The organism is Bradyrhizobium sp. B039 (genome assembly GCF_038965675.1).
In the GTDB taxonomy this organism is placed as follows: domain Bacteria; phylum Pseudomonadota; class Alphaproteobacteria; order Rhizobiales; family Xanthobacteraceae; genus Bradyrhizobium; species Bradyrhizobium diazoefficiens.
In genome coordinates this window covers 6464322-6486503 of the sequence record NZ_CP152416.1, presented here as the reverse complement: position 1 = coordinate 6486503, position 22182 = coordinate 6464322, and the positions used below count along the sequence as shown (strand labels likewise).

Annotated in this window: 26 protein-coding genes; 10 read left to right on the top strand and 16 right to left on the bottom strand. The window is 65.0% G+C overall.

Translation table 11 applies throughout. The annotated features are described in order from the left end of the window. The first annotated feature begins 18 nt into the window (after positions 1–18). Both AAFG50_RS30930 and AAFG50_RS30925 read left to right on the top strand, forming a co-directional pair. Positions 19–924, top strand: coding sequence for a hypothetical protein (locus AAFG50_RS30930; RefSeq protein ID WP_028174365.1), 906 nt, complete (start codon positions 19–21; stop codon positions 922–924). A 259-nt stretch (positions 925–1183) separates the two neighbouring features. Beyond that, positions 1184–1393: a hypothetical protein gene (locus AAFG50_RS30925; RefSeq protein WP_011088944.1), complete on the top strand. Its 210-nt coding sequence runs from the start codon at positions 1184–1186 to the stop codon at positions 1391–1393. A gap of 10 nt (positions 1394–1403) precedes the next feature. Here AAFG50_RS30925 and AAFG50_RS30920 read toward each other — a convergent pair whose 3' ends face one another. From AAFG50_RS30920 to AAFG50_RS30900, 5 genes are read right to left on the bottom strand one after another with little or no spacing between them, the layout of a single operon-like run. Then, positions 1404–1751, bottom strand: a complete 348-nt coding sequence (locus AAFG50_RS30920; RefSeq protein ID WP_074076720.1) for a hypothetical protein — start codon at positions 1749–1751, stop codon at positions 1404–1406. 26 nt (positions 1752–1777) lie between these two features. Next, complete coding sequence (locus AAFG50_RS30915; protein ID WP_074076721.1) at positions 1778–2575, bottom strand: pentapeptide repeat-containing protein; 798 nt, start codon at positions 2573–2575, stop codon at positions 1778–1780. A 46-nt stretch (positions 2576–2621) separates the two neighbouring features. Beyond that, complete coding sequence (locus tag AAFG50_RS30910; RefSeq protein ID WP_028174368.1) at positions 2622–3362, bottom strand: ABC transporter ATP-binding protein; 741 nt, start codon at positions 3360–3362, stop codon at positions 2622–2624. Continuing rightward, a complete protein-coding gene (locus tag AAFG50_RS30905) occupies positions 3352–4089 on the bottom strand; it encodes an ABC transporter permease subunit (protein WP_028174369.1) in 738 nt (245 codons plus the stop codon). Before AAFG50_RS30905 ends, AAFG50_RS30910 begins: the two co-directional genes overlap by 11 nt. A 1-nt stretch (position 4090) precedes the next feature. After that, positions 4091–5071: an ABC transporter substrate-binding protein gene (locus AAFG50_RS30900; RefSeq protein WP_039186037.1), complete on the bottom strand. Its 981-nt coding sequence runs from the start codon at positions 5069–5071 to the stop codon at positions 4091–4093. 87 nt (positions 5072–5158) lie between these two features. On the opposite strand from AAFG50_RS30900, the gene AAFG50_RS30895 reads away from it, so the two are divergent. After that, a complete protein-coding gene (locus AAFG50_RS30895; RefSeq protein ID WP_028174371.1) occupies positions 5159–5518 on the top strand; it encodes a hypothetical protein in 360 nt (119 codons plus the stop codon). 120 nt (positions 5519–5638) lie between these two features. On the opposite strand, the gene AAFG50_RS30890 is transcribed toward AAFG50_RS30895, so the two are convergent. Both AAFG50_RS30890 and AAFG50_RS30885 read right to left on the bottom strand, forming a co-directional pair. Next, a complete protein-coding gene (locus tag AAFG50_RS30890) occupies positions 5639–6457 on the bottom strand; it encodes a quinoprotein dehydrogenase-associated SoxYZ-like carrier (RefSeq protein ID WP_028174372.1) in 819 nt (272 codons plus the stop codon). Between the two features lie 70 nt (positions 6458–6527). Further along, positions 6528–7454, bottom strand: coding sequence for a quinoprotein relay system zinc metallohydrolase 2 (locus AAFG50_RS30885; protein WP_028174373.1), 927 nt, complete (start codon positions 7452–7454; stop codon positions 6528–6530). Between the two features lie 129 nt (positions 7455–7583). On the opposite strand from AAFG50_RS30885, the gene AAFG50_RS30880 reads away from it, so the two are divergent. Beyond that, positions 7584–8465 (top strand): substrate-binding domain-containing protein, encoded by an 882-nt coding sequence (locus tag AAFG50_RS30880; protein ID WP_028174374.1) that lies wholly within the window; start codon positions 7584–7586, stop codon positions 8463–8465. Next, entirely contained in the window at positions 8462–9019 is a 558-nt protein-coding gene (locus AAFG50_RS30875) for a PQQ-dependent catabolism-associated CXXCW motif protein (protein ID WP_028174375.1), read from the top strand. Before AAFG50_RS30880 ends, AAFG50_RS30875 begins: the two co-directional genes overlap by 4 nt. Before the next feature lie 135 nt (positions 9020–9154). On the opposite strand, the gene AAFG50_RS30870 is transcribed toward AAFG50_RS30875, so the two are convergent. From AAFG50_RS30870 to AAFG50_RS30845, 6 genes are all read right to left on the bottom strand, one after another. Continuing rightward, positions 9155–9454, bottom strand: coding sequence for a copper-binding protein (locus AAFG50_RS30870; RefSeq protein ID WP_011088933.1), 300 nt, complete (start codon positions 9452–9454; stop codon positions 9155–9157). A gap of 136 nt (positions 9455–9590) precedes the next feature. Continuing rightward, on the bottom strand, positions 9591–10205 hold the full coding sequence (locus AAFG50_RS30865; RefSeq protein ID WP_028174376.1) for a hypothetical protein: 615 nt from the start codon (positions 10203–10205) through the stop codon (positions 9591–9593). Further along, positions 10202–11050: an ABC transporter permease gene (locus AAFG50_RS30860; RefSeq protein ID WP_028174377.1), complete on the bottom strand. Its 849-nt coding sequence runs from the start codon at positions 11048–11050 to the stop codon at positions 10202–10204. The genes AAFG50_RS30865 and AAFG50_RS30860 overlap by 4 nt, the downstream gene beginning before the upstream one ends. Continuing rightward, positions 11047–11856, bottom strand: coding sequence for an ABC transporter ATP-binding protein (locus AAFG50_RS30855; protein WP_028174378.1), 810 nt, complete (start codon positions 11854–11856; stop codon positions 11047–11049). Before AAFG50_RS30855 ends, AAFG50_RS30860 begins: the two co-directional genes overlap by 4 nt. Beyond that, positions 11853–12821 (bottom strand): YVTN family beta-propeller repeat protein, encoded by a 969-nt coding sequence (locus AAFG50_RS30850; protein ID WP_028174379.1) that lies wholly within the window; start codon positions 12819–12821, stop codon positions 11853–11855. The genes AAFG50_RS30855 and AAFG50_RS30850 overlap by 4 nt, the downstream gene beginning before the upstream one ends. A gap of 8 nt (positions 12822–12829) precedes the next feature. After that, on the bottom strand, positions 12830–14011 hold the full coding sequence (locus tag AAFG50_RS30845) for an ABC transporter substrate-binding protein (protein ID WP_028174380.1): 1182 nt from the start codon (positions 14009–14011) through the stop codon (positions 12830–12832). A gap of 59 nt (positions 14012–14070) precedes the next feature. Here AAFG50_RS30845 and AAFG50_RS30840 point away from each other — a divergent pair, with 59 nt between their 5' ends. Then, the gene (locus AAFG50_RS30840; protein ID WP_028174381.1) at positions 14071–14640 is read left to right on the top strand and encodes a DUF3280 domain-containing protein; all 570 of its coding nucleotides are present in this window, start codon (positions 14071–14073) and stop codon (positions 14638–14640) included. Between the two features lie 163 nt (positions 14641–14803). On the opposite strand, the gene fghA is transcribed toward AAFG50_RS30840, so the two are convergent. Continuing rightward, the gene (gene fghA / locus AAFG50_RS30835) at positions 14804–15649 is read right to left on the bottom strand and encodes an S-formylglutathione hydrolase (RefSeq protein WP_028174382.1); all 846 of its coding nucleotides are present in this window, start codon (positions 15647–15649) and stop codon (positions 14804–14806) included. Between the two features lie 77 nt (positions 15650–15726). Next, a complete protein-coding gene (locus AAFG50_RS30830; RefSeq protein ID WP_027546488.1) occupies positions 15727–16347 on the bottom strand; it encodes a response regulator transcription factor in 621 nt (206 codons plus the stop codon). A gap of 209 nt (positions 16348–16556) precedes the next feature. Between AAFG50_RS30830 and AAFG50_RS30825 the strand changes: the two genes are divergently transcribed. The 4 genes from AAFG50_RS30825 to AAFG50_RS30810 all read left to right on the top strand — a co-directional run bounded on the left by AAFG50_RS30825 (position 16557) and on the right by AAFG50_RS30810 (position 21194). Then, positions 16557–17915, top strand: a complete 1359-nt coding sequence (locus AAFG50_RS30825; protein WP_028174383.1) for a histidine kinase — start codon at positions 16557–16559, stop codon at positions 17913–17915. A gap of 148 nt (positions 17916–18063) precedes the next feature. After that, a complete protein-coding gene (locus AAFG50_RS30820; protein ID WP_028174384.1) occupies positions 18064–20538 on the top strand; it encodes a TonB-dependent receptor in 2475 nt (824 codons plus the stop codon). Positions 20539–20664: 126 nt separating this feature from the next. Next, entirely contained in the window at positions 20665–20964 is a 300-nt protein-coding gene (locus tag AAFG50_RS30815; RefSeq protein ID WP_028174385.1) for a hypothetical protein, read from the top strand. Then, the gene (locus tag AAFG50_RS30810) at positions 20961–21194 is read left to right on the top strand and encodes a hypothetical protein (protein WP_027546492.1); all 234 of its coding nucleotides are present in this window, start codon (positions 20961–20963) and stop codon (positions 21192–21194) included. The genes AAFG50_RS30815 and AAFG50_RS30810 overlap by 4 nt, the downstream gene beginning before the upstream one ends. 84 nt (positions 21195–21278) lie before the next feature. Here AAFG50_RS30810 and AAFG50_RS30805 read toward each other — a convergent pair whose 3' ends face one another. Continuing rightward, complete coding sequence (locus tag AAFG50_RS30805; protein WP_011088921.1) at positions 21279–22154, bottom strand: LysR family transcriptional regulator; 876 nt, start codon at positions 22152–22154, stop codon at positions 21279–21281. Between the last annotated feature and the right edge of the window lie 28 nt (positions 22155–22182).

The window sequence follows — 22182 nt, the reverse complement described above, 5'->3', positions numbered from 1 at the left end:
GAACCTGCCGCGGCTTCGATGGCAAACGCCGTCGAAGCCGTGGTAGTGTTCGGGATGCGTGCGAGAGCTCAAACCTTCTGGATCATGGCTGCCTGCACATTCGCGCTTGCACCGGCCTGCGTGCACGCCGAGGAGGGCTTTGATACCGAGCACATCTTCGGCTTCATGATCGGCACCGATGTCGGAAATCCCGGCGAGCGCGAATTCCAGAGCCAGACCACGGGGCGGTTCGGCAAGGGCGGCGGCACCTATCGCGCCCTCGCGCAGGAGGTCGAGATCGAGGTGGTGCCGCTCCCGAACTTCCGTATCGAGCTCGGCGCCACCGCCAGCCTGCACGACATCACCGGCGTCCCCGATATCGACGATCGCCGTCAATTCAATTTCCAGGGCGCCTCGCTCGACCTGCGCTATCGCTTGCTCGACCGCGAGCGCGCGCCGTTTGGCCTGACCGTTGCCGCCGAGCTCCACGGCGATCGCATCGACGAGACCAGCGGCGCCAAGGGGCGGATGTACGGCACCGAGTTCACGCTCGCCTTCGATCGCGAGCTGATCCCGAACTTTGCCATCGGCGCCCTCAACCTGATCTATCAGCCGGAATGGGCGCGCTTCGATGTGGCGGGGCTGTCGGAGAAAAGCTCCACGATCGGCGCGGCCTTCGCCGGCCTCGTGCGGGTGCGGCCCAACATGTTGCTCGGCGGCGAGCTGCGCTACTTCCGGCAATACGAGGGCATCGGCCTCGGCGAATTCTCGGGCCAGGCCCTGTTCGTCGGCCCGACCGCCTATTTCCAGCTCTCCGAGCGCTCGCGCCTCACCCTGAGCTGGAGCATGCAGGCCTGGGGCCGCCCGGCCGGATCGGGCGCCAATCTCGACCTCGTCAATTTCGAGCGCCATCAGGCGCGGCTGGTGTTCGGCGTTAATTTCTAATGCAGGGTCGTCATGCCCGAGCTTGTCCCGGGCATCCACGTTCTCTGTACCGCGGAGCAAGGCGTGGATGGCCGGGACAAGCCCGGCCATGACGATGTGGAAGCGTCAAGGGCTCAAGTTCTAGCCTCGCATGTTAGGACCTCGCGCAGCAGAGAGATCGGCTGTTCCGGCCAACCCTCACGGCGGATTGAAACTTCCGGCTCCTCGAAACGTAGCCTTTCATGCTAAACCTTGATCGCCCTTGCGTGAGGATTCCGGCATGAACCCGATCGACCTGGTGGTGACTGTGTGTGCGGTGCTGTCGCCTGCGACCTGCGAGGAACAGCATCTGGTGTTCAACTATGCGGGGTCGCCGCGGCAATGCGCGATGGCGGCGCCACCCTATATCGCGCAATGGGTTGGCGACCATCCGAAGTGGCAGGCGGTACGGTGGCGCTGCGAATATCCGCACGCGAACGACAAGGCGTGACGCGGCCGTCCTATTTCGTGCAGTCCTTCAGATCCTTGTCGGCGATCGAGAACACCGCGTCGGCCTTGATCTCGATGTCGCGGACGACGCACTGCCGCGCGTTGGGATAGCTGACCTTGGCGTCGTAGCGGCCGGGTTCGACGCCGGTGATGCGCAGCCGCTCGTCGTGGTCTACCTCCTTGTCCTTGTCGTTCAGGCACTGGTTCGGTCCCCACTCGGTCTTGCCGGCGGGCGAGAGCTGGAAGCCGGAGATCGTCTCCGTCGTCAGATTCCAGAGCCTTATGCCCTTGCCCTTGGTCTGGGCGGCGGCTTCGCCGGCAAACGTCAACAAGGCGATCAAAGCCAGAAACCAACGCATCAACCGATCCTCCCAAAGGCGCGCCTTTATTCCCTGATCAGGCGCTCGCGGTTCTTTGCCTTGTCGAAATTCCGAGCGCGGTCAAGGCCGATCGGCGCGATCAGCTTCGCTGAGGTAAGATCAGCGCCCTCGAAATCGGCGTCAGTGACGGTAGCTCCGGTCAGGTCGGCGCCGCCGAGCTGAGCATTTTTGAGCGACGCACCGGTCAGGTCGGCTCCCTTGAGGGAGGCAAATTCAAGATCGACGCGCGACAGGTCGGCGTTGCGCGCGTTCAGCCGTTCCAGATTGGCGGATCGCAGCACGGCGCGCATGAGTCCCATCGACTGGTTGCGCATATCGGCGCCAAGATGCGCGTCCGCGATCGAGGCGCCGACCAGGCTTGCGCCGGTGAGGTCGGCAGCGATGCGAGCACCGGTCAGGTCCGCGCCGTCCAGACGCGCGCGCGCCATCTGCGAGGCGAACAGATTGGCGCCCTTCAGGCTCGCGCCCGCCAGATCAGCGTCCAGCAGCCATGCCTGATCGAGGATCGCATGATCCAGACGGGCACCGGCGAGTTTTGTCTTGTTGAGTCGTGCCGCACGGAAAATCACCGTGGAAAGGTCGAGACCCGAGAGATCGAGCCCCGACAACCGCTTGCCGGTGAAATCGGCCGGCGCCCCGGCGCTCGCTTTGGCCAGGATGGCATCGACCTCCTGCCGGCTCATTTCCGCGGAGATCATCGCGGGTGACGTGAGGTCGACGTCACGCATCATGTCCTGCGCGCTCGCCATGGTCGCGACGAGAGCGAGGCCAAGCGTCATGAGGGCGATCATTCGCTTCATCATCAGGCTCCGCTACCGGCCCTGTTTAGCACGCGCTTGGCGTGGTTGCCTATGAGGCATCACGCCCGGCGCGTTCGCCGCTATGTTCGCCTTGGATCCTCGCCACGAGGTCCGCCTTGATCGTGGCGATCTCTGCGTCGCCGCGTGCCCCACGCGGGATGCTGATGGGCACCTCTGCCAGAATGCGCGCCGGCTGCGGCGACAGGAAGAACAGGCGGTCGCCGAGGCGGACCGCATCGTCGAGGCTGTGGGTGACGAGCAACGTCATCACGGGGCGGCTTGCGACCAGCGTCGCGATCTCGTCGCGCAGGCGCCCCGCGAGCGCGTCGTCGAGCGAGGCGAGGGGCTCGTCGAGCACGAGCAGATCGGGCTCGACTGCGAAGGCGCGAGCCAGAGCGACGCGCCGGGCAAGACCCAGCGACAATTCGCCGGGAAAGTGGCTGCGATGCGCTTCCAGTTCCAGGATCCTGAACAGCTCCGACAGCTTCGCCTCGGAGATGTCTGGAGCCGCAAGCCGCACATTCTGCTCGACCGAGCGCCACGGCAGCAGCCGCGGCTCCTGGAACACCATCCCGATCCGCGCTTCCGGCGGTCGCGCGACGGTCCCGTGGAAATCGCGGTCGAGCCCGAGGATGATGCGCAGCATCGTGCTCTTGCCGCAGCCGGAGGGACCGATCAGCACGCCGACCTCGCCGGATTGAACCGCGAACTTGACCGGCGCCAGCACCTCGTGCGTTTCGCCCGCGGCACTCCTGAACGTCTTGCCTGTGATATCGACTTCAAGCCGCACGGGGCCGCCACCTTGTTGCACGGGCCTCGAACGGCTGCACCAGCACGGTCTCGATCACGAGCACGACGGCGGCGAATGTCAGGGAGTAGGCGAGTAGCCGCGGCGTGTCGAACAGCTGGAAGGCGACACCGATCTCGAAGCCGACGCCGTTCGGCCGTCCCAGGAGTTCGGCGACCAGCACGATCTTCCACACCAGCGACAATCCGGAACGCGCCGAGGCCGCGATATAGGGCGCAAGCTGCGGCAGCACGACATGGCGGAAGGCACGCCAGCGCGGCATCGCGAACACGCTCGCCATCTCGTCCAGCGAACGGTCGAGCGCGCGCGTGCCCTCGCGCAAGGTGACGATGGCGGTCGGCAGCTTGTTGATGGCGATCGCGGCGATCGCCGCCGCCTCGGTCAGGCCGGCCCAGATATAGGCGAGCACGATCACGACCAGCGCAGGCAGGTTGAGCAGCAGGATCAGCCAGGGATCGCCGAGCCGGTCGGCGAGCTTCACCCGTCCCATCAGGTAGCCGACGGCGCTGCCGAGCGACATCGCCAGCACGAAGGCGAGCGCGACGCGCGCCAGCGTGGCGCCGAGATGCAGGAACAGCGCGCCGCTCGACGCTTCCGCGATGATGACGGTGAGCACGGCAGGCGGGGAGGGCAGCTTTGCGCCGCCGACGAACAGCGCTGCAAGCCACCAGGTCGCGAGGAACAGGGAAAACGAGAGCAGACGCAGCACCTCAGTCTCCGGGGACTGCATGATAGAAGGTGCCGGGGTCGAGTTCGGCCGCCGGCCCGACCAGGTCGCGGCCGCCGGTCTCGGCCAACACGCGATAGAGCACGCGCGCATCGGCCTCCTCGTCGGCGATGCTCCGGCGCGGAATGCCGTCGCGATAACGGTCACGGTAGGTCTTGAGCATGACGGCATCGCTCGTGCCGGTGAGCGGCGCGATCTTCTCCCAGGCGGCGTCGGAGGTGACCAGCAGCTGCTTGGCCTTGCGGGTCATCGCAATGAAACGCGCCACCGCATCGCGGTGGCTTGCGGCCCAGCCCTCGTCGAAGACATAACCGACCGCGGAGACCGCGCCCTTGGCCCCCAACTTCGGCAGGATGTCCTCGATGCCGGCGAGGCGGCGAAAGCCCTTGGCCTCGAGCTGGGCGCAGAAATTCCAGAAATTGAGGCTGGCATCCATTTCGCCGTCAAGCGCCTTGGCGGCGATCAAGGGCGGCGCGCCATAGACGATGGTCGCGTCGGACTTCAGGTCGATGCCGTCCTGCTTCATCCGCGCCTGCAGCAGCAGCCAGCTCTTGTCGATCGCGCCACCACCGACGGCGAGCTTGCGGCCCTTGAGGTCGGCGAGCGTCTTGATCGGCGAGGCCGCGGGCACCATTACGGCGCCAAGTGCGCTGGAATAGGGGTAGAAGGTGAGCTTGGCGCCGAGGGCGCGCTCGCGCGACACCCATAGCCAGTCCGACAGGATGATGTCGGCGCTGCCCGCACGCAGCGCGATCTTGCCGGCTTCGGGGCTCGCAAGCTCGGTGACCTCCAGCGACAGGTCGGCTTCCTTGTCGAGGCCGCCGGCCCGGATCGCAGCCAGCTCCCAGGAGAATGTTCCGGTCTTCTGCACCGCAAGGCGGATGGTATCCGCGGCGCGGACGCTTGCGACCTGTGTCAGCGCCAGCGTCACCGCGAGCGCCAATGTCCGACCAATTGCTCTCATCACCTTGTGAGCCGTTTCCTCGAAGGGAGTGCTTTTCAGGACAATACGCATAGCATAGCTTCCATCGCAACCAGCGGGAGGACGCTCATGAATCTGGCGGGACAGCTACGACCGATTGTCGCCGCATTGGCGGTGCTGGCGGCGGCCGTGCCCACGGCGCGCGCGCAGGAGGCCAACGACTATCCGACGGCGGCGCGCGCGGAATATGTCTATGGCTGCATGAAGGCCAATGGCGAGACACGGGCCGCGATCGAGCAATGTTCCTGCTCGATCGACGTTGTGGCCTCGATCGTCACCTATGAGCGCTACGTCACCGCCGAGACCGCGCTCAGCATGTCCCAGGTGCGCGGCAATCTCGGCGTCCAGTTTCGCACGTCGGAGCAGGCGAACTCGGCGGTGAATGATTTGAGGCGGGCGCAGGCCGAGGCCGAGGTGAGGTGTTTCTGATCTAACACCGTCATTCCGGGGCGATGCGAAGCATCGAACCCGGAATCTCGAGATTCTCAGGTGCGCAATCGCGCACCATAGTTCGGTCCCGCGGACCGCCCCGGAATGACGGCGAGACTATCAAGTCCCCGGCTTCTCCACATCCCACTCGTTCCGGAACACATGTCCATCCGTGTCCTTCGCTTCCGCGCGGAAACGCCTGGCGCCGTTGGAGACATAGGTGAAGCGCAGATTGGGATCTTCGGAGATCGAGATGCCGCCTTCCATTGACAGCACGGGGCTGTCGTCCTGCGTCAGCTTCAACTGGTTGATGAAGAAGGCGGGAATATAGAGCTGCGTGACCTGGTCCATTTGCAGGCCGGAATTGTTGGGATGGCCGATCATGATCTGCGCCTCGCGGACGCGGCTCGCCGGCGCGTCCTCGCGCGCGAATTGCCGGTAGCGCATCTGGCCGAGCCGGTTCTTGGCTTCCTCGACATTCTTTCCCGCAGGCGCGGAGCAGCCGCCGGAGGCCTTCACATAGGTCTTGGCGACATAAAGCTGGCCGTCGCTGAGCTCGGCCACCGCGTGGACGTCGGTGTAGTTGTTGACGCGCACGCGTGTGGAGATCTCGCTGACATTGGCATCCGGCCCGAGCTCGAATTTCGCCGCCATTGGCGCCGGATTGCGGTCGATGACCAGCGTGATCGAACGGATACGGCGGGCATCGCCCGGCGAGAGCTTGCTGCGCAGGGTCACCGGCACGATGGCCGCGTCCTCGGCGCGATACGGCATCTCGATGCCGATCACGTTGGCGCCGTCGTTCATCGGACGGTTGCTGAAGATGTCCTGCACCAGGCCCGGCCAGGGATCGTAGGTCTCTTCGGCCTGCGTCGGCGCGGCAAAGGCGACGCCGAGGAGGAGGGCGATAAGGGGCAGGCGGCGTATGCATCCCGTCATGGTCATGGTCCCGTGCGGACGAAGCAGTCAGGGTCCGCGAAGCTCATCCCTGCATAGCGTAGCGCGCCCGCTACTCCCATTCAATTTCCGAAAATGCTGCGGTTGCGTTGCGGGCATTGTAATCCTCGAACAGTTGCCAGTGCGACCGTTCCGATTCAGCGGCCTTGTCCGCGGCGGTTCGGATCGGCGCGCCCTTCTTGTTGAGTGTGCGGACGTCGGACAGCATCGTCGTGAGATAACGTCGTTCGTCGACCAGCGCCGCAGGCCAGTCGCTCACGGGGCCGTGACCGGGAATGACGCGAATTGCCGGAACCGCTTCAAGCTCCCTAAGCAGGGCAAGCCAGCCGCGAATGCTGCCGTCCATGACCGGAATGTGGCGGAGAAAGACGAGGTCGCCCGCGAACAGCGTCTTGGTCGTCTCGTCGAACACCGTCAGGTCATTGTCGCTGTGCGCGGCCGGCCAGACCCGCAAGGTCAGGCGGCGCGATCCAAGATCGAGCGTCATCGTGTCCGAAACGAGTAGGGTGGGCGGTACGATCTTCACGGGATCGATCAGCTCGCCGCCCATGATGCGACGGAAATTGTCGAGATAGTAGGGCCCGCGCGTCGCCAGTGCCTGCGGCAGCCTGCTGTGGCCGACGAAGCTGGTTCCTTCCGCAACGAAGGCTGCATTGCCGAAGACATGGTCGGGATGGCCGTGGGTGTTGATGACGTAGCGGATCGGCTTCTCAGTGCGGGCCCGCACGGCCGCCAGCAGCGCCTCGCCCTCGCGCAAGCTGCCGCCGGTGTCGATCACGGCGACCGCGTCAGTGCCCACGATGAAGCCGACATTGGCGATGTCGCCCTCGTTCTCGCGCGTCATCAGGGCAATGGTCCCGGAGTGTACGAAGATTCCCGGCGCGACTTCGCTTACAGGCAATTCGCCTGCATCAGTGCGTGCTAGCGTCGCTATCCCGAGCAGGGTCAGGGCAGCGATCATTGAAGCGATGTGAGACACTTTTCCGCCCCAGTTCAAAGGGTTTGTTGCATTGCACTGCAACAAAGGGAAGCCAGCGCAAGGTTTGGCAAAACATGGCGCGTCATGCGTTGCATGGATAACATTCAAACAAAACGAGGAGGAAGCGCGATGACGGAGGCCGGACGACATCGTCGCGGGTTGTTCTTGCTGTTGGGCCTGGTTGCGTCCTGCGCGCTGGGCGGCGTCGCCATGGCGCAGACCAGCGAGACCGGAGACCTCTCGTTCGAGCTGGTCGACCCGAAGGTGCTGCGCGTCTGCGCCGATCCGCGCAATCTGCCGTTCTCCAACGAGAAGGGCGAGGGGTTCGAGAACAAGCTCGCCGAGCTGTTCGCCGACAAGCTCGGCAAGAAGCTTGACTACGTGTTCTTCCCGCAGGCGACAGGCTTCGTCCGGATGACGCTGGGCGCACATCGCTGCGACGTCATCATGGGTTTCCCGCAAGGCGACGACCTCGTGCAGGGCACCAATCCCTATTACCGCACGACCTATGCGTTGGTCGCAAAGGCCGGCAGCGGGCTCGAAGACGTCGACACGCTCGAAGATACCAGGCTCAAGGGCAAGCACGTCGGCATCGTCGCCGGCACGCCGCCGGCAACCAATATGGCGATCGCAGGCCTGATGGGCGACGCCAAGCCCTATCCGCTGATGATCGACACGCGCTTCGACAATTCCGCGCAGGCGATGATCGACGACCTCTCGGCCGGCAAGATCGACGCCGGCGTGCTGTGGGGACCGATGGCCGGCTTCTATGCCAAGAAAGCCGGCTCGCTCCATGTCACGCCGCTGGTGAAGGAAACCACCGGTCCGAAGCTGGTCTATCGCATCGGCATGGGCGTGCGTCCCGCCGACCAGAACTGGAAGCGGCAGCTCAACAAGCTGATCCAGGAGAACCAGGGCGAGATCAACAAGATCCTGCTCGACTTCGGCGTTCCCTTGCTGGACGAGAGCGACCGGCCGCTCGGCGCGGAGACGGCCAAGAAGGCGCCATGAGGCGGCGCGTTGCCGCTGCACTGGTCGCCGCCGTTCTGGCGGCACCGGCACTGGCGCAGCAGCCGGAGCCGTTCGAGCCTGAGGGCTACCGTACCGACAATTACCGTGCGCCGGTGCCGGCGACGCTCGCCGGCGCGCGCGTGCTCACCACAGCCGAAGCGGAGGCGATCTGGCGGGATAAGAGCGGCGCGTTCATCGACGTGATGCCGCGCGCGCCGAAGCCGAAAAATCTACCCCAAGGTACGGTCTGGCGCGATGCGCCGCGCAGAAACATTCCCGGCAGCCTGTGGCTGCCGGATACCGGCTACGGAAATTTGCCGCCAGCCATGGACGATTATTTGCAGCGCGGCCTCGCGCAAGCGTCGCGCGGCGACAAGGCCGCGCTGCTGGTGATCTATTGCCTGGCCGACTGCTGGATGTCCTGGAACGCCGCCAGGCGTGCATTGGCTTACGGCTATTCCAACATCGCCTGGTATCCTGATGGCACCGACGGCTGGGAGCGCGCGGCATTGCCGACCGACGAAGGGCAGCCGGAGCCGCGGCCGGATCAATAGTAACCGTCATGCCCGGGCATAGCCGTCCGAAGGACGGCGTCGCTTCGCTCGCCTATGTCCCGGGCATCCACGTTCTTCGCGCTGTGGGCGAGGCGTGGATGGCCGGGACAAGCCCGGCCATGACGCCGTGGAGGCCTACTGCTTCTGCAGCTTGGTCAGCGTCCCCGTGCCGTTATTGTCGGTCGCAGAGTAGTTCACCCTGTCGCCGGCATGGACGGCATCCAGCATCGCGGCATCCTTGGCCTTGTACTCCTGGAGCATGCCGGCGCCGCCTGCGCTCCCGCCGACCGTTCCCTTCTGCGTCTGCTGGATCGAGATCGTCCCGTTGAGACGGTCGATCCTGGTGACCATTCCGGTCATGTCGTCAGCAAAAGCGCTGGATGCGAGCACGCTGAGGACCGCAGCGCCTGCGAGGATGAATCTGGTGGTTCCCATCGAGGCCTCCGGGCATTTCGAGATTCACATCGACAAGACATCCTAGAGCGATTTGGTTCCGGCAGATAGCGCGGCAAAGGTTAATAGTCGCAATGAGATCGCGGGAACTTCTGCGGAGCCGTCAGCGAGGTTGACGCTATTCCATTTCCTGCTGGATCACACGGCCGAGCGCGAACAGGCGCTGGTCGATCGCGGTCGGAACCTCGCAGACGAACCGCACCACCTTGTGGCGGTCCTCGAAAATGCGGGTCTTCCAGACCAGCTCGTTGCTGAGCGCCTCGACCTTGGCCTCGTCGCGCGGTGTCGCGCCCTGGAGTGCCTGGAGCTGAATTGTCTCGTCGCGGATCTTGTCGGCGGCGTCGCGCTGCTTGCGGCTGACCCGTTCGAGCCCGTTCATGACCTGCGAGCGCTGGGCGTTGAGGGTGTCGAACAGGCCGGCGAAGAGGAGCTTTGCGTTCGCGGTCTTGTCAGCGGCGGAGCCGGCCAGGAATTCCTTCACCGATTTCTCGGCCTCGTCCAGCGGCGTCTTGCGCGCCGACAGTTTTGAGACCAGCGCGCCGATCCTGGCATCGTCCTTCCACTTGGTCTGGACATCGTCGAGCGCCGGGCCGGCCCAGACGGCGGCGAGCGAGATCTCCGGCACTTTCGCCTGGGTGCAGGGCCAGTCCGGATAGCGCGGATCGGCCGCGCGCGCGGCCGTGCTCGCGGCGGCGAGCGCCAGAACGGCCATGGTCACGGTCCGAACCTTCATCCTTCGCCTCCCGCGGGGCCCCGTCGCGCCAGCCCGCGCGAGGGATCATAGGCCAGAATCGCACCGATCATGAAGACGATTGTGCAGGTCGCAACCACCGCCAGCGAGATCCAGTTGATTTGCCCGTAGAGCGCAAAACGGATCAGTTCGACCGCATGGGTGAACGGATTAGCCTCACAGAGATAGTACAGATAAGGGCTGCCCTCCTGCACCCGCCAGAGCGGGTAGAGTGCGGAGGAGGCGAAGAACATCGGGAAAATCACGAAGTTCATCACGCCGGCGAAGTTTTCCAGCTGCTTGATGCCGGAGGAGATCAGCATGCCGAGCGAGCCCAACATCAGTCCGGACAGGATCAGCGCGGGCAGCACGGTGAGGTAGCCGGATGATGGCGGCGTGATGTCCCAGAACCAGGCGATCAAGAGGAACGCATAGACCTGGAGCAGCGACACCGCGGTGCCCGCCAGCAGCTTGCAGAACAGCAGGAAGCCGCGCGGCAGCGGACTCACCAGCAGCGTGCGCATATTGCCCATCTCGCGGTCATAGACCATCGAGAGCGAGGACTGCATGCCGTTGAAGAGCTGGATCATCGCCATCAGCCCCGGCGCGATATAGACCTCGTAGAGGATGTAGGTCTCGTAGGGCGGGATGATGGAGATGCCGAGCACCTGGCGGAAGCCGGCCGCGAAGATGAAGAGCCACACTAGGGGGCGCACCAGCGCCGAGACGAAGCGTTCGCGCTGATGCAGGAAGCGCAAGCCCTCACGCCAGACGATGCCGGTGAGGCAAGTCATGTACTCCTGGAACGAGAAGCCGCGCGGCGCCTCGCGCGTGGTGATGCTGCTCATACGCCGCCTCCCGGCACTACTTGCGCGCCGGTCAGGCGCATGAAGGCGGTGTTGACGTCCTGTGCGCCGGCTTCGGTGACGACGCGGCTCATCGGCCCCTGCGCCAGCACCTTGCCCTGGTGCAGCACCACGAGGTCGTCCCCGGCCATGATCTCGTCGAACAGATGCGTGGCCCAGAGCACGCCGATGCCTTGCTCGGTGACGAGCTGGCGGACGTGGCTGATGATGTCGGCGCGCGCCTTGACGTCGAGGCCGACGGTCGGCTCGTCCAGCAGCAACAGGCGCGGCCGGTGCAGCAGCGCGCGTGCGATCTCCAGCCGCCGCATCTGGCCGCCGGAGAGATCGCGCACCTTGCTGCCGGCGCGCTCGAAGAGGCCGATGCGGCCGAGCAGCTCGGCGCTGCGCGCGGCCGCCTCGCGGCGGCTGATGCCGTGCAGCGCGGCGTGATAGAGCAGGTTCTGCGTCAGCGACAGGTCGAGATCGAGCGTGCGCGGCTGGAACACGACGCCGAGCAGCCGCAGCGCCTCGCCGGGGCTCTTGCTGACGTCATGACCGAAGATGCCGACGCGGCCGGACTGGATGCCGAACAGCCGCGTGATGAGCGAGAACAGCGTGCTCTTGCCGGCGCCGTTGAGGCCGAGCAATGCGGTGAAGCTCGCGGGCTGCACGTTGAAGGAGACGTCCATCAACGCCCGGCGCGGGCCGTAGGCATGGCTGACGCCGTCGATCGACAGCGCCGGCACCGCCGCCGGATCTAGCTTCGGCGCGCTGTCGCGCGGCTCGGCGATGGAGGCGGGACTGGTCATGGCGCGATCGCGATGCCCCAGGGCAGTTCGCCCACCTGAATGGTCTTGATCACCTTCTGCGCGGCGACGTCGATCACGGAAACATCGTTCGACACGCCGTTGGTGGTGAGCAGGTATTTTTCGTCCGGCGTGAACGCCATGTGCCAGACCCGCTGCCCGACCAGCAGGTATTTCGTCACCTTCCGCGTCGCGACATCGACCACGGCGATACGGTTGGCGGGGCCGAGCGCGACGAAGGCGGTCTTGTCGTCCCTGGTCATGCCGATGCCGACTGGCTGGATGGCCTCTTTCCGCAGGCCCGGAATCTCGAACGTGACCTTGCCGATCACCTCGTGCTTCCCGGGATCGATAATCGAGACCGTACCGCCGATCTCCGAGGACACCCACAATTCAGAAGCGTCGTGCTTGAACTCGGCAAAGCGCGGCCGCGCGTCGACCAGCACGTTGGCGACGATCTGGCGCGAGGCGGTGTCGATGAAATGCGCCATGTTGGTCGTCTCGGACGTGTTGATCAGCGTCTTGCCGTCGGGGCTGATGGTCATGCCCTCGGGCTCGACGCCGACCTGGATGTCGCCGAGGCGGGCGCGCTTCTCGAGATCGATCACGGTCACCGTGTTGTCGTTCTCGTTGGCGACATAGAGGATCTTGCCGGCGGCATCCTGGGCGAACAATTCGGGATCGGGGCCGGAGGGCAGGCTGTCCACCACGCTTTGCGTCTTGGCGTCGATCACCTGGATGGTGTCGTCGTCGCCGACCGCGACCATCACGAACTTGCCGTCGCGCGTGAAGTCGATGCCGCGCGGGCGCTGGCCGACCTTGATGGTCTTGGTCACCGTCCAGCTGTCGGTGTCGATCACCGAGACCGTGTTGCTCTTCTCGTTCGAGACATAGGCGATGTAGGCGTGCGCGGGCGCGGTCATGAGCGCCAGTCCGGAGAGAAGCCCAACACGCCACATGCGCGACATCTGCGTCCTCATTTCAATTTGCATTTGCTCTCCGGACGGTCGTAGCCGAGCGTATCGAGCTCGGAGACCTGGTGCAGAAAACCTTCCTGCGGCGACACCGATACCACCATGCGGCCGTCGACCAGCAGGATCGGCTGGCGCAGCTGGAGATTCCAGTCGCGCAGCGTCAGCCGCGTGCCCTTGAAGGCGGCGACGGAAAAATCCGGCCCCTTGATGAAATCTGCGACCTTTTTCACATCGCCGGAATTGGTGCGCGAGGTGGCTTCGCCGATCATCCGCACAGCCGTCCACGCCTGCATGTCGAGCGCCGTCATCCGCCGCGAGTTCAGCTTGATGAAGCGGTTCTGCATCTGGATTGCGCCCCACTGGTCCTGCGCGGCGTCCCAGCTGCGCGGCACGAGGCCCGCCGAGCCGGCGACGGGCCGCGGATCCCAGGTGCGGTAGGGCAGATAGGCGCCGAACACCTCGCTCTCGTCGGCGGCGACCAGCACATCGTAGCTAGGGGCCTGCTGCGTGAACACCGGCATCTGGCGCTGGATCAGCGTCACGCCCGAGTCGGTGCGGCGCGCTCCGCCGGCGTCTTCAAAGGTGCGCTCCTGCACGATCGTGGCGCCGAATCGTGTGGCCGTGCGCCTCAGCGCATCGGCGAACAGCTTGTCCTCGTCATGCGAGCCGACCACGAGCAGCCAGCGCTTCCACTGCTTCCACACCAGATACTGGCCGAGCGCGTCTGCCAGCATCGCGCGCGTCGGCGCGGTGTGGATGACATTGGCGCGGCAATCGGCCTCGCGCAGCCGCTCGTCGATCGCCCCGGCGTTGAACAGCAGCGTGCCGCGCTCGCGCAGGGCGTCGGCCACTTTCAGCAGCGCATCCGCCGGCAGATCGGCGATGATGAAGCCGTTCTTCTCGGCGAGCGCGGTCGCGGCCTGCACCGCGTCCTCGCCTTCCCTGATGCGGCGCTCCTCCAGCGCAAAGCGCTGGCCCAGGAATTTTCCGGTGGTGTTGTTGTCCTCGATGGCGAGGCGTGCGCCGGCGACGCCGTCATTCTCCGCGGGCTGCTCGACCAGCGACAGCGTCGATCTGGTGCCGGCGAGTCCGAGATAGCCGACGCCGATCATGACAGGGTCGGCCGCGAACGCGCTCGTCGCAGCAAGACCTAAGCCGATCAGGCCGACCAACCATCGGATCATGTTTCCTCCAGGCGTTCTCCCCGGCTTGACCGCCGATGGAGAATTGTCTCTGTTAAAGCATGACCGATTTGTCAGGGCATGCAACCCCGCATTTCGTCCTCGCGACGCGAAGCGGCGGAATCACGATCATGCGAGCGCTGCTATGTTTCGCGGCTTTGCTGTTGACGGGCTCAGTCGCGCGCGCCGATCCGCCGAAGCTCGCCGTGTTCGACTTCGAGCTGATCGACACCAGCCTGCCCGGCGAGTTCTACGGCTCCAAGCCCGAGCTGGTACGGCTGGATCACATCAGCGAGCAGCTGCGGAAGGAGCTGGCTGATTCAGGCCGGTTCCAGGTGCTCGACATCGCGCCGGTCAGGGACGCCGCCCGTCACGCCAATCTGCAGGCCTGCGGCGGCTGCGACCTCAAGCTCGCCGGGCAGCTGGGTGCCGACCTGGAGATCACCGGCATGGTGCAGAAGGTCTCGAACCTGATCATCAACCTCAACGTCTACCTGCGCGACGTGAAGACCGGCACCATGATCACGGTGGCGAGCGCCGACATGCGCGGCAACACCGACGAATCCTGGACCCGCACGATGAGCTATCTGATCCGCAACCGGTTGCTGGCGCCGAATTACGGCAAGCCATGAGATCTTCGCCTCTCCCCGCTTGCGGGGAGAGGCCGGAATTTGCGCCAGCAAATTCCGGGTGAGGGGGAGTCTCCACAAGTACAATTCTCACCGTCTCTGCCGAAGCAGCCCCTCACCCCAACCCTCTCCCCGTAAGTACGGGGAGGGGGAGGAGAGAGCGAGCTCACCCGTTCAATCTCTCCGCATGCCAGTTGAGATGATCGCCCATGAACGTCGAGATGAAATAATAGCTGTGGTCGTAGCCCGCCTGCCGCCGCAGCGTCAGCGGGATGCTCGCTTTGGTGCAGGCGGCTTGCAGCAGCTCCGGCTTGAGCTGCTCCTTCAGGAAGTTGTCGGCATCGCCGACATCGACCAGGAAGCCCGAGTATTTCGCGCCGTCCTCGATCAGCGCCACGGTGTCATGGCTGCGCCAGTTGTCCTTGTTGGGCCCGAGATAGCCGGTCAGGGCCTTGATGCCCCAGGGCACCTGCGACGGCGCCACGATCGGCGCGAACGCGCTCGCCGCGCGATAGCGGTGCGGGTTGCGCAGCGCCACCGTCAGCGCGCCGTGGCCGCCCATCGAATGGCCCATCACCGACTGCCGCCTGGCATCGACCGGAAAGTTCTCGGCGACCAGCTTCGGCAGCTCGTCGGTGACATAGCTCCACATCCGATAGTTGCGCGCAAACGGCTCCTGCGTCGCGTCGACATAGAAGCCGGCCCCGAGGCCGAAATCATAGGAATTGTTGGGATCGCCCGGCACGTCCGGCCCGCGCGGCGAGGTGTCGGGCGCGACGAAGATCAGGCCGAGCTCGGCGCAGGCCTTGCGGAATTCGCCCTTCTCGGTGACGTTGGCATGCGTGCAGGTGAGACCCGACAGATACCAGACCACGGGAAGCTTTGCGCCGTCAGCATGCGGGGGAACGTAGACCGAGAACACCATGTCGGTTCCGGTCGCCTGGCTCGCATGGCGGTATACGCCCTGCACGCCGCCGTAGGATTTATTGGTCGAGACAGTCTGAATCGTCATGCCCTAACTCCAGTGGCACTTAACCACATCAACATTGCAACGCTTGTGTGACCGAATTTGTGGCGGCTGCCCGCGCGTCAGGCGACGCCGCTGTCGATCGCCAGCCGCACCAGCTCGACCGAGGTCTTGACCCCGAGCTTCTGGCGCATGATCGACGAGGTGTTGGCGACCGTCTTGTAGGACGACTGCACCAGCCAGGCGATCTCGGACAGGCTCTTTCCGGCGCTGAGCAGCCGCAGGATCTCCATCTCGCGCGCGTTCAGCTTGGACAGCGGGCTTTGCGCCAGTGCCGGCCCGGCGAAGGCGATGCTGCGCGCGATCGCGCTCGGAAGATAAGTGCCGCCGCTTCCGACGGTGCGGATCGCCTCGACGAGATCGTCGGGGTCGCCGGTCTTGGAGACGTAGCCCTTGGCGCCGCATTCGATCGCGCGGGCGGCGAAAGCGGGGTCGTCGTTCATGCTGAACATGATGATGCGGGCCTCGGGCGCGCGCTCGAGGATGCGGCGCGCCAGCTCGAAGCCGGAGACGGTCGGCAGGTTGATGTCGATGACGCAGAGGTCGGGGCGCTCGACAATGAAGACGCACTCGCCGTCTTCGGCGTCGGCGGCCTCCAGGATCTCGATCTCGCCCTCGTCGGCCAGCACGGCACGGCAGCCGGAGGCAACAATGGGATGATCGTCGACGATCAGAATGCGCATAGGCGTTCCCCGCGACAGCGCGTTCCCTGTGACTGAACTTGCCTGTTTTGCGCCGCATGATACCGACAGGAGAGCCACGCGCGTCTCATGTCGCCTCATGCAACCCGGCCGGGATTGCTGTACGCTTTCGATTAGATATCGGGCGCTTCGCCTCTGTCAACGTCATCGGACAGGTGCGGGTCAAGCTTCGCGAGGCACAGGCGACACCAATGTGGCAAAATCTATCCTTGCGCGCGCGCATCAACCTGCTGCTGGCGCTTCTGCTGGCGCTGGGGCTCGCCGTCAACATCGGCCGCCAGGTCACGGAGGCGGGGCCGCGGGTGCAGGCCGAGGACCAGAGCGTGATCCGGCTCGCGCGCGAGTTCATCGAGATGATCGTGGCGGACCTGAACGAGGCGCCCGATCCGGATGCGAGGCTGAACCAGATCGCGCGCGATCTCAGCCGGCTGCGTCATGTCAGCATCGCGCTTCATGATTCCGGCGGGAACCCGCTGACGCCGCCCCGGCCCGACGCCGATGACGACACGCGCGGGCCGCCGGCCTGGTTCGTCAGCCTGGTTCATCCCGAGCAGACCGCGGTCAGCGTGCCCGTCTCGATCCATGGCAAGCCCGGCTCGCTGCGGATCACCTCGCATCCGGACGACGAGATCGCCGAGATATGGGACGGCATCGTGACCCAGCTCGAGGTCGGCTCGGTGATCGCGCTCGCGCTGTTCCTGGTGATGATGACGGTGGTCGGGCGGGCGCTGGCGCCGCTCCAGTCGCTGGCGGAGGCGATGACCGAGCTCGAGGGCGGGCACTATGAGGCGCGCGTCGCGCCGGGTGGCGCGCCCGAGCTCGCCGCGATCTGCACCAAGCTCAACCATCTTGCGGCAACGCTCGGTGAGGCGGTCGAGGACAAGCGGCGGCTCGCCGAGCGCGCGGTGTCGCTCCAGGACGTGGAGCGCAAGGAGATCGCGCGCGAGCTGCATGACGAGTTCGGGCCGTATCTGTTTTCGCTGCGCGCGCATGCCAGCGCGCTGGCGAAACAGGCGGATGGACGCGCGCCGAGCGCGGACGCCGTGCGAAAACACGGCAGCGCCATGCTGGAACAGATCAACGCGCTCCAGCAATTCACCCGCCGCGTGCTGGAGCGGCTGCGGCCCGTCGGCCTCGCCGAGCTTGGCCTCGGCCAGGCACTCGAATCGCTGTCGCGGCTGTGGCGGGAGTCGCATCCCGACGTCACGATCCAGACCACGATCGCGTCCGGGCTCGGGGCGACCGGAGAGACCGCCGACCTCACCATCTACCGCGTCGTGCAGGAAGCGCTCACCAACGTGTTCCGTCATGCCGGCGCGACCACGGTCAATGTCGTCATCGAGCCGGCGGAGCAGCTCACGCGCGATGGCCGCTTCTGTGCCCTGGTGCGGGTTAGCGACAATGGCCGCGGCATGGAGCCAGGCCAGAAGCTCGGCTTCGGCCTCGTCGGCATGCGCGAGCGGATTCTGGCGCTGGGCGGCACGCTCAACGTCGTCTCCGGCGACGGCGGCCTGACCGTCGAGGCGCTGGTGCCGACGGCGGCGGCCTGATCGGGAAAAATTCCCGATTTGGTCGGGAAAACGGGCGCGGATATTGCCCGATCTTTTGTGGCTGGCGCGTGAGCTGCTGCTGAATACACTCGTCTCGACCAAACGGCGAAAATCAAAACAGCCGGTGGTCACGGATGGGAAGGCTGGGATGGTCAAGCGTCTTTGGTTCAAGCGTCGTTTGTTGATGGCCTCGGTTTCGACGGGGCTGCTGTCGGGGGTGGTCGTTGCGGGCCCTGCCGGGGCTGCGCAGGATGAGGAGACCAACGTTCAGAACCTGCCGCCGGTCGAGGTGACGGCGCCGCCGCCCGCGACGACAAGGCGCAACGTGCCGTCGCGGCCGGTGGCGCAAGCAGGAGCATCGTCGTCGAGCAGCCCCAAGACACGCATCTACGTCTACCCGACCGCGCCGGGCACCGGCAGGGGTCTCGATGTCGACAAGGTTCCGTCGGCCATCAACGCCGTCGATGCCAACCAGATCAAGCGGACCGGCTCGCTCAACGTCACCGACGCGCTGCGCGACAACATCGCCGGCGTAAATATCACCGAAGTCACCGGCAATCCGTTTCAGCCGGATGTCGAATTCCGCGGCTTCGTCGCCTCGCCGGTGACGGGCACGCCGCAGGGCCTTGCCGTGTACCAGAACGGCGTCCGCATCAACGAAGCCTTCTCGGACGCGGTCAACTGGGACCTGATCCCGACCGCCGCGATCAGGTCGGTGAGGCTGGTGACCAACAATCCCGCCTTCGGCCTCAACGCGCTCGGCGGGGCCCTCAATCTGCAGATGAAGGACGGCTTCACCTATCAGGGGGCCGAGCTCGACGTCATGGGCGGCTCGTTCGGCCGCATCCAGGGCTCGGCGCAATGGGGCAAGCAGGTCGACAAGAATTACGGCGTCTACGCCGCGCTCGAAGGCCTGCACGACAACGGCTTCCGCAATTTCTCGCAATCTGACGTGCGGCGCTTCTACGGCGACGTCGGCTACAAGGCCGGCGACAGCGAATTCCACGCCAACATGGGCATCGCCAAGAACGATTTCGGGGCCAGCGCCACCGTTCCGGCCGAGCTGCTCGACAAGTATTGGGGCGCGACCTACACGACGCCGCAGACCACAAGCAACCGCGTCGGCTATCTCAATTTCACCGGAAAGGTCGATGCGACGCCGACCTGGACGCTGGAAGGCACCGCGCATCTGCGCAGATACGAGCAGAAGCTGGTCGACGGCAACCCGACCGATGTGCAGGAATGCGGTGCGGATCCAACGCTGCTTTGCTTCGGCAATGACACCACGCCCGCGAACGGTACCAACGGCGTGCAGCTCGCCAATCCTTTTGCGCCGGGAACGATCCTCGGCGAGATCGACCGCAGCTCGATACGGTCGACCAGCTTCGGCGTGTCGGGGCAGGCCACCAACACCGATCAACTGTTCGGGCACGACAATCGTTTCGTGATGGGCACAAGCTACGACGCCAGTGTCACGCGCTACAATGCGACCGCCGAGATCGGCACGATGGGAGAAAACTACGTCGTCAGCGGCAGCGGCATCTTCCTGGGACCGACCGGCGTACCTGACACCGTCGCAGGTCCGGTCTCGCTGCGGACCGTCAATCAGTATAACGGCCTCTACGCGATGGACACGTTCAACGTCACGGATGCGCTCGCCATCACCGGCGGCGGCCGCTTCAACGTGGCGCGCATTACGCTGGAGGATCAGCTCGGCACCAGTCTCAACGGCGATCACACCTTCACCCGCTTCAATCCGGTGATCGGCGGCACCTACAAGATCACGCCGGAGCTGACGGCCTATGCCGGCTATTCCGAGGCCAACCGCGTGCCCACGCCGCTCGAGCTCGGCTGCGCCGACCCGGTCCGGCCCTGCCTGCTCGCGGCGTTTCTGGTTTCGGACCCGCCGCTGAATCAGGTCGTGTCCAAGACCATGGAGGCAGGTCTGCGCGGCACCAAGGAGCTGAACATCGGTACGCTCGGATGGAAGATCGGCGGCTTCCGCGCCACCAATTATGACGACATCGTCGCCGTTCCTGCGGTCGGACGCACCGGCTTCGGCTATTTCACCAATGTCGGCAGGACGCGGCGTCAGGGGCTCGAGGCCGAGGTCAACATCAAGTCGCCCACGCTCCAGTTCCAGGCGAGCTATGCGTTCGTCGACGCACGCTATCTCGACGCTTTCGAGCTCGGCTCCGAAAGTCCGTTCAGGGATCCCGTGACCGAGACCATCCAGGTCCTGCCCGGCGACCAGATTCCCGCGATCCCGCGCCACCGGGTCAAGGTCGGCATCGACTACAACGTCACCGACGTCTGGAAAGTCGGGGGCAATGCGCTGTTCGTCTCGAGCCAGTATTTCGTCGGCGACGAGTCCAACCAGTATTCGAAGCTGCCGTCCTACACGGTGTTCAATCTCCACACCTCGTACCAGGTCGCGAAGAACATCCAGCTCTATGGCAAGGTCGACAACATCTTCGACAAGCGTTACGCGACCTACGGACAGTTCTTCGACCGCGAAGCCTTGCCCAACTTCACCAATGGCGGCGCAGAATTCACCGACCCGCGCTCGCTGAGCCCGGCAAGGCCGCGCGCGTTCTATGCGGGGATGCGGGTGACATTCTGAGTTCGGCGGATCGACCTTTCGCCAGGCTCGTGATGGGGTGTCGGCACCGACCTGTTCTACCTTAGGCCGATTGACACAATGTTCATGATTTGTTCTTATGCTGGCCGTCCAGCCAGGGAGCGAGCCATGGACAACCGCATCAGTGAAATCCGTAGAGTTATCAGAGCGTTACGTGTCAGCATGCGTGAGGCTGAAGCGATCATGCATGAACAGATCAACCGGGACGAGGACTGCACTTTCGTGGCCCACGAGGTCATGAAGATGCGCACGGTGATGAGCGGGCTCGTCCAGGAGCGAGCCGCCCTTGGTGACACCGACCCGATTGTCGTCGCCAGCCTCTTCATTCCCCGCCGGCGGCCGACGCCGCCGCGCGTCCATGCCGAGAAGCGCCGTCTTGTCCCGCCGCGAGAGGTGGCACGGGCATGAAGGGGGAGAGGCCGACCTACTTCTCCGACATGCAGGAGCCGCCGGAATTCCTGAAGGCGCTCGATCATGCGCGGCGCCTGTCTTGCTACGAAGGTTGGTGCCGGATGCACATCGAGGCCATCCAGGTCGCGATCGATCAATACGCGGAGGCCGCTCTCGGCAATCGGGAGTTCTTCCTCAACAAGCCGCACAGCATCGGCGGGAGTCGCAAGGCCGGCGACGTGCCGTGACATCGTGGATTCGCTTGGGCCTCAATCTTTCGCAAGCGTGAACTCGACGCGCGATCTGCAGACGGGAGGTTGGAGCGGCACGATCTACCCCCGGCTCAGCCGTTCGCGCAGAAACTCGATGAAGCGCTGCGTCTTGGCGGGGAGCAGTCTGGTCTCGGTCACGGCGTAGATGGTCATGGGCAAGCCCTGCCATTGCGGTAGAATGCGGCGCAGCCGGCCGGATGCGACTTCGTCGGCGACGATTTCCTGCGGCGTGAAAGCAATGCCCATGTCGAGCGTCGCGAGGCGGCGGAGCATGCCAATGCTGTTGAGGTGGAAACGGCCGGCAATTTCGGCTTCGACCGTTTGCGTTCCGTTGTGCAGCGTCCATGTGCTCACCCTCGTCTGACAGAGACATTGATGGCGTGCAAGATCGGCCGGTTCGCGCGGCTCGCCGTTGAGTTCGAGATAGCGCGGCGAGGCGTAGAGATTGCCGTGCAGGCGGGCGAGCGGCCGTGCGATCATGTGGGACGCCGCGGATTCTCCGATGCGGATCGCCAGATCGTACGGCTCGGAAACCAGATCGACGCGCCGCGGCGTCAGGTCGAATTCGAAATCGATACCGGGATAATGCTGCGCGAATTCGGTGATCAGCGGGGCCAGATAGGTGTTGGCGAAGTCCACCGGCAGTGAGACGCGCAGCAGTCCGCTCGGCCGCGCCAGCATCTCGCCGAGTTGCTCGTGCGCCAGTCGCGCCTCGTCGACGATGCGCTTGCAGCGCTCGAAATAGAGCTGGCCGGCTTCGGTCAATTCGACCCTGCGCGTCGTCCGGTTCAGCAGGCGCAACCCGATTTCCTTCTCGAGCAGGCTGATCCGTCGCGACAGGGTCGAGTTGGGCATGTCGAGCGTCGCGGCTGCGCCTCGGAAACTCCTGGCCTTCACGACCTCCACGAAGAGCGCCATGTCGTTCAACAGCTCCATGTCATTATCCCATGTATGGACCAATCTG

Coding starts and splice junctions, on each gene's coding strand:
- AAFG50_RS30930 (WP_028174365.1), top strand. CDS start 19: ATGGCAAACGCCGTCGAAGCCGTGGTAGTGTTCGGGATGCGTGCGAGA.
- AAFG50_RS30925 (WP_011088944.1), top strand. CDS start 1,184: ATGAACCCGATCGACCTGGTGGTGACTGTGTGTGCGGTGCTGTCGCCT.
- AAFG50_RS30920 (WP_074076720.1), bottom strand. CDS start 1,751: ATGCGTTGGTTTCTGGCTTTGATCGCCTTGTTGACGTTTGCCGGCGAA.
- AAFG50_RS30915 (WP_074076721.1), bottom strand. CDS start 2,575: ATGATGAAGCGAATGATCGCCCTCATGACGCTTGGCCTCGCTCTCGTC.
- AAFG50_RS30900 (WP_039186037.1), bottom strand. CDS start 5,071: ATGAGAGCAATTGGTCGGACATTGGCGCTCGCGGTGACGCTGGCGCTG.
- AAFG50_RS30895 (WP_028174371.1), top strand. CDS start 5,159: ATGAATCTGGCGGGACAGCTACGACCGATTGTCGCCGCATTGGCGGTG.
- AAFG50_RS30890 (WP_028174372.1), bottom strand. CDS start 6,457: ATGACGGGATGCATACGCCGCCTGCCCCTTATCGCCCTCCTCCTCGGC.
- AAFG50_RS30880 (WP_028174374.1), top strand. CDS start 7,584: ATGACGGAGGCCGGACGACATCGTCGCGGGTTGTTCTTGCTGTTGGGC.
- AAFG50_RS30875 (WP_028174375.1), top strand. CDS start 8,462: ATGAGGCGGCGCGTTGCCGCTGCACTGGTCGCCGCCGTTCTGGCGGCA.
- AAFG50_RS30870 (WP_011088933.1), bottom strand. CDS start 9,454: ATGGGAACCACCAGATTCATCCTCGCAGGCGCTGCGGTCCTCAGCGTG.
- AAFG50_RS30865 (WP_028174376.1), bottom strand. CDS start 10,205: ATGAAGGTTCGGACCGTGACCATGGCCGTTCTGGCGCTCGCCGCCGCG.
- AAFG50_RS30860 (WP_028174377.1), bottom strand. CDS start 11,050: ATGAGCAGCATCACCACGCGCGAGGCGCCGCGCGGCTTCTCGTTCCAG.
- AAFG50_RS30855 (WP_028174378.1), bottom strand. CDS start 11,856: ATGACCAGTCCCGCCTCCATCGCCGAGCCGCGCGACAGCGCGCCGAAG.
- AAFG50_RS30850 (WP_028174379.1), bottom strand. CDS start 12,821: ATGTCGCGCATGTGGCGTGTTGGGCTTCTCTCCGGACTGGCGCTCATG.
- AAFG50_RS30845 (WP_028174380.1), bottom strand. CDS start 14,011: ATGATCCGATGGTTGGTCGGCCTGATCGGCTTAGGTCTTGCTGCGACG.
- AAFG50_RS30840 (WP_028174381.1), top strand. CDS start 14,071: ATGACCGATTTGTCAGGGCATGCAACCCCGCATTTCGTCCTCGCGACG.
- fghA (WP_028174382.1), bottom strand. CDS start 15,649: ATGACGATTCAGACTGTCTCGACCAATAAATCCTACGGCGGCGTGCAG.
- AAFG50_RS30830 (WP_027546488.1), bottom strand. CDS start 16,347: ATGCGCATTCTGATCGTCGACGATCATCCCATTGTTGCCTCCGGCTGC.
- AAFG50_RS30825 (WP_028174383.1), top strand. CDS start 16,557: ATGTGGCAAAATCTATCCTTGCGCGCGCGCATCAACCTGCTGCTGGCG.
- AAFG50_RS30820 (WP_028174384.1), top strand. CDS start 18,064: ATGGTCAAGCGTCTTTGGTTCAAGCGTCGTTTGTTGATGGCCTCGGTT.
- AAFG50_RS30815 (WP_028174385.1), top strand. CDS start 20,665: ATGGACAACCGCATCAGTGAAATCCGTAGAGTTATCAGAGCGTTACGT.
- AAFG50_RS30810 (WP_027546492.1), top strand. CDS start 20,961: ATGAAGGGGGAGAGGCCGACCTACTTCTCCGACATGCAGGAGCCGCCG.
- AAFG50_RS30805 (WP_011088921.1), bottom strand. CDS start 22,154: ATGGAGCTGTTGAACGACATGGCGCTCTTCGTGGAGGTCGTGAAGGCC.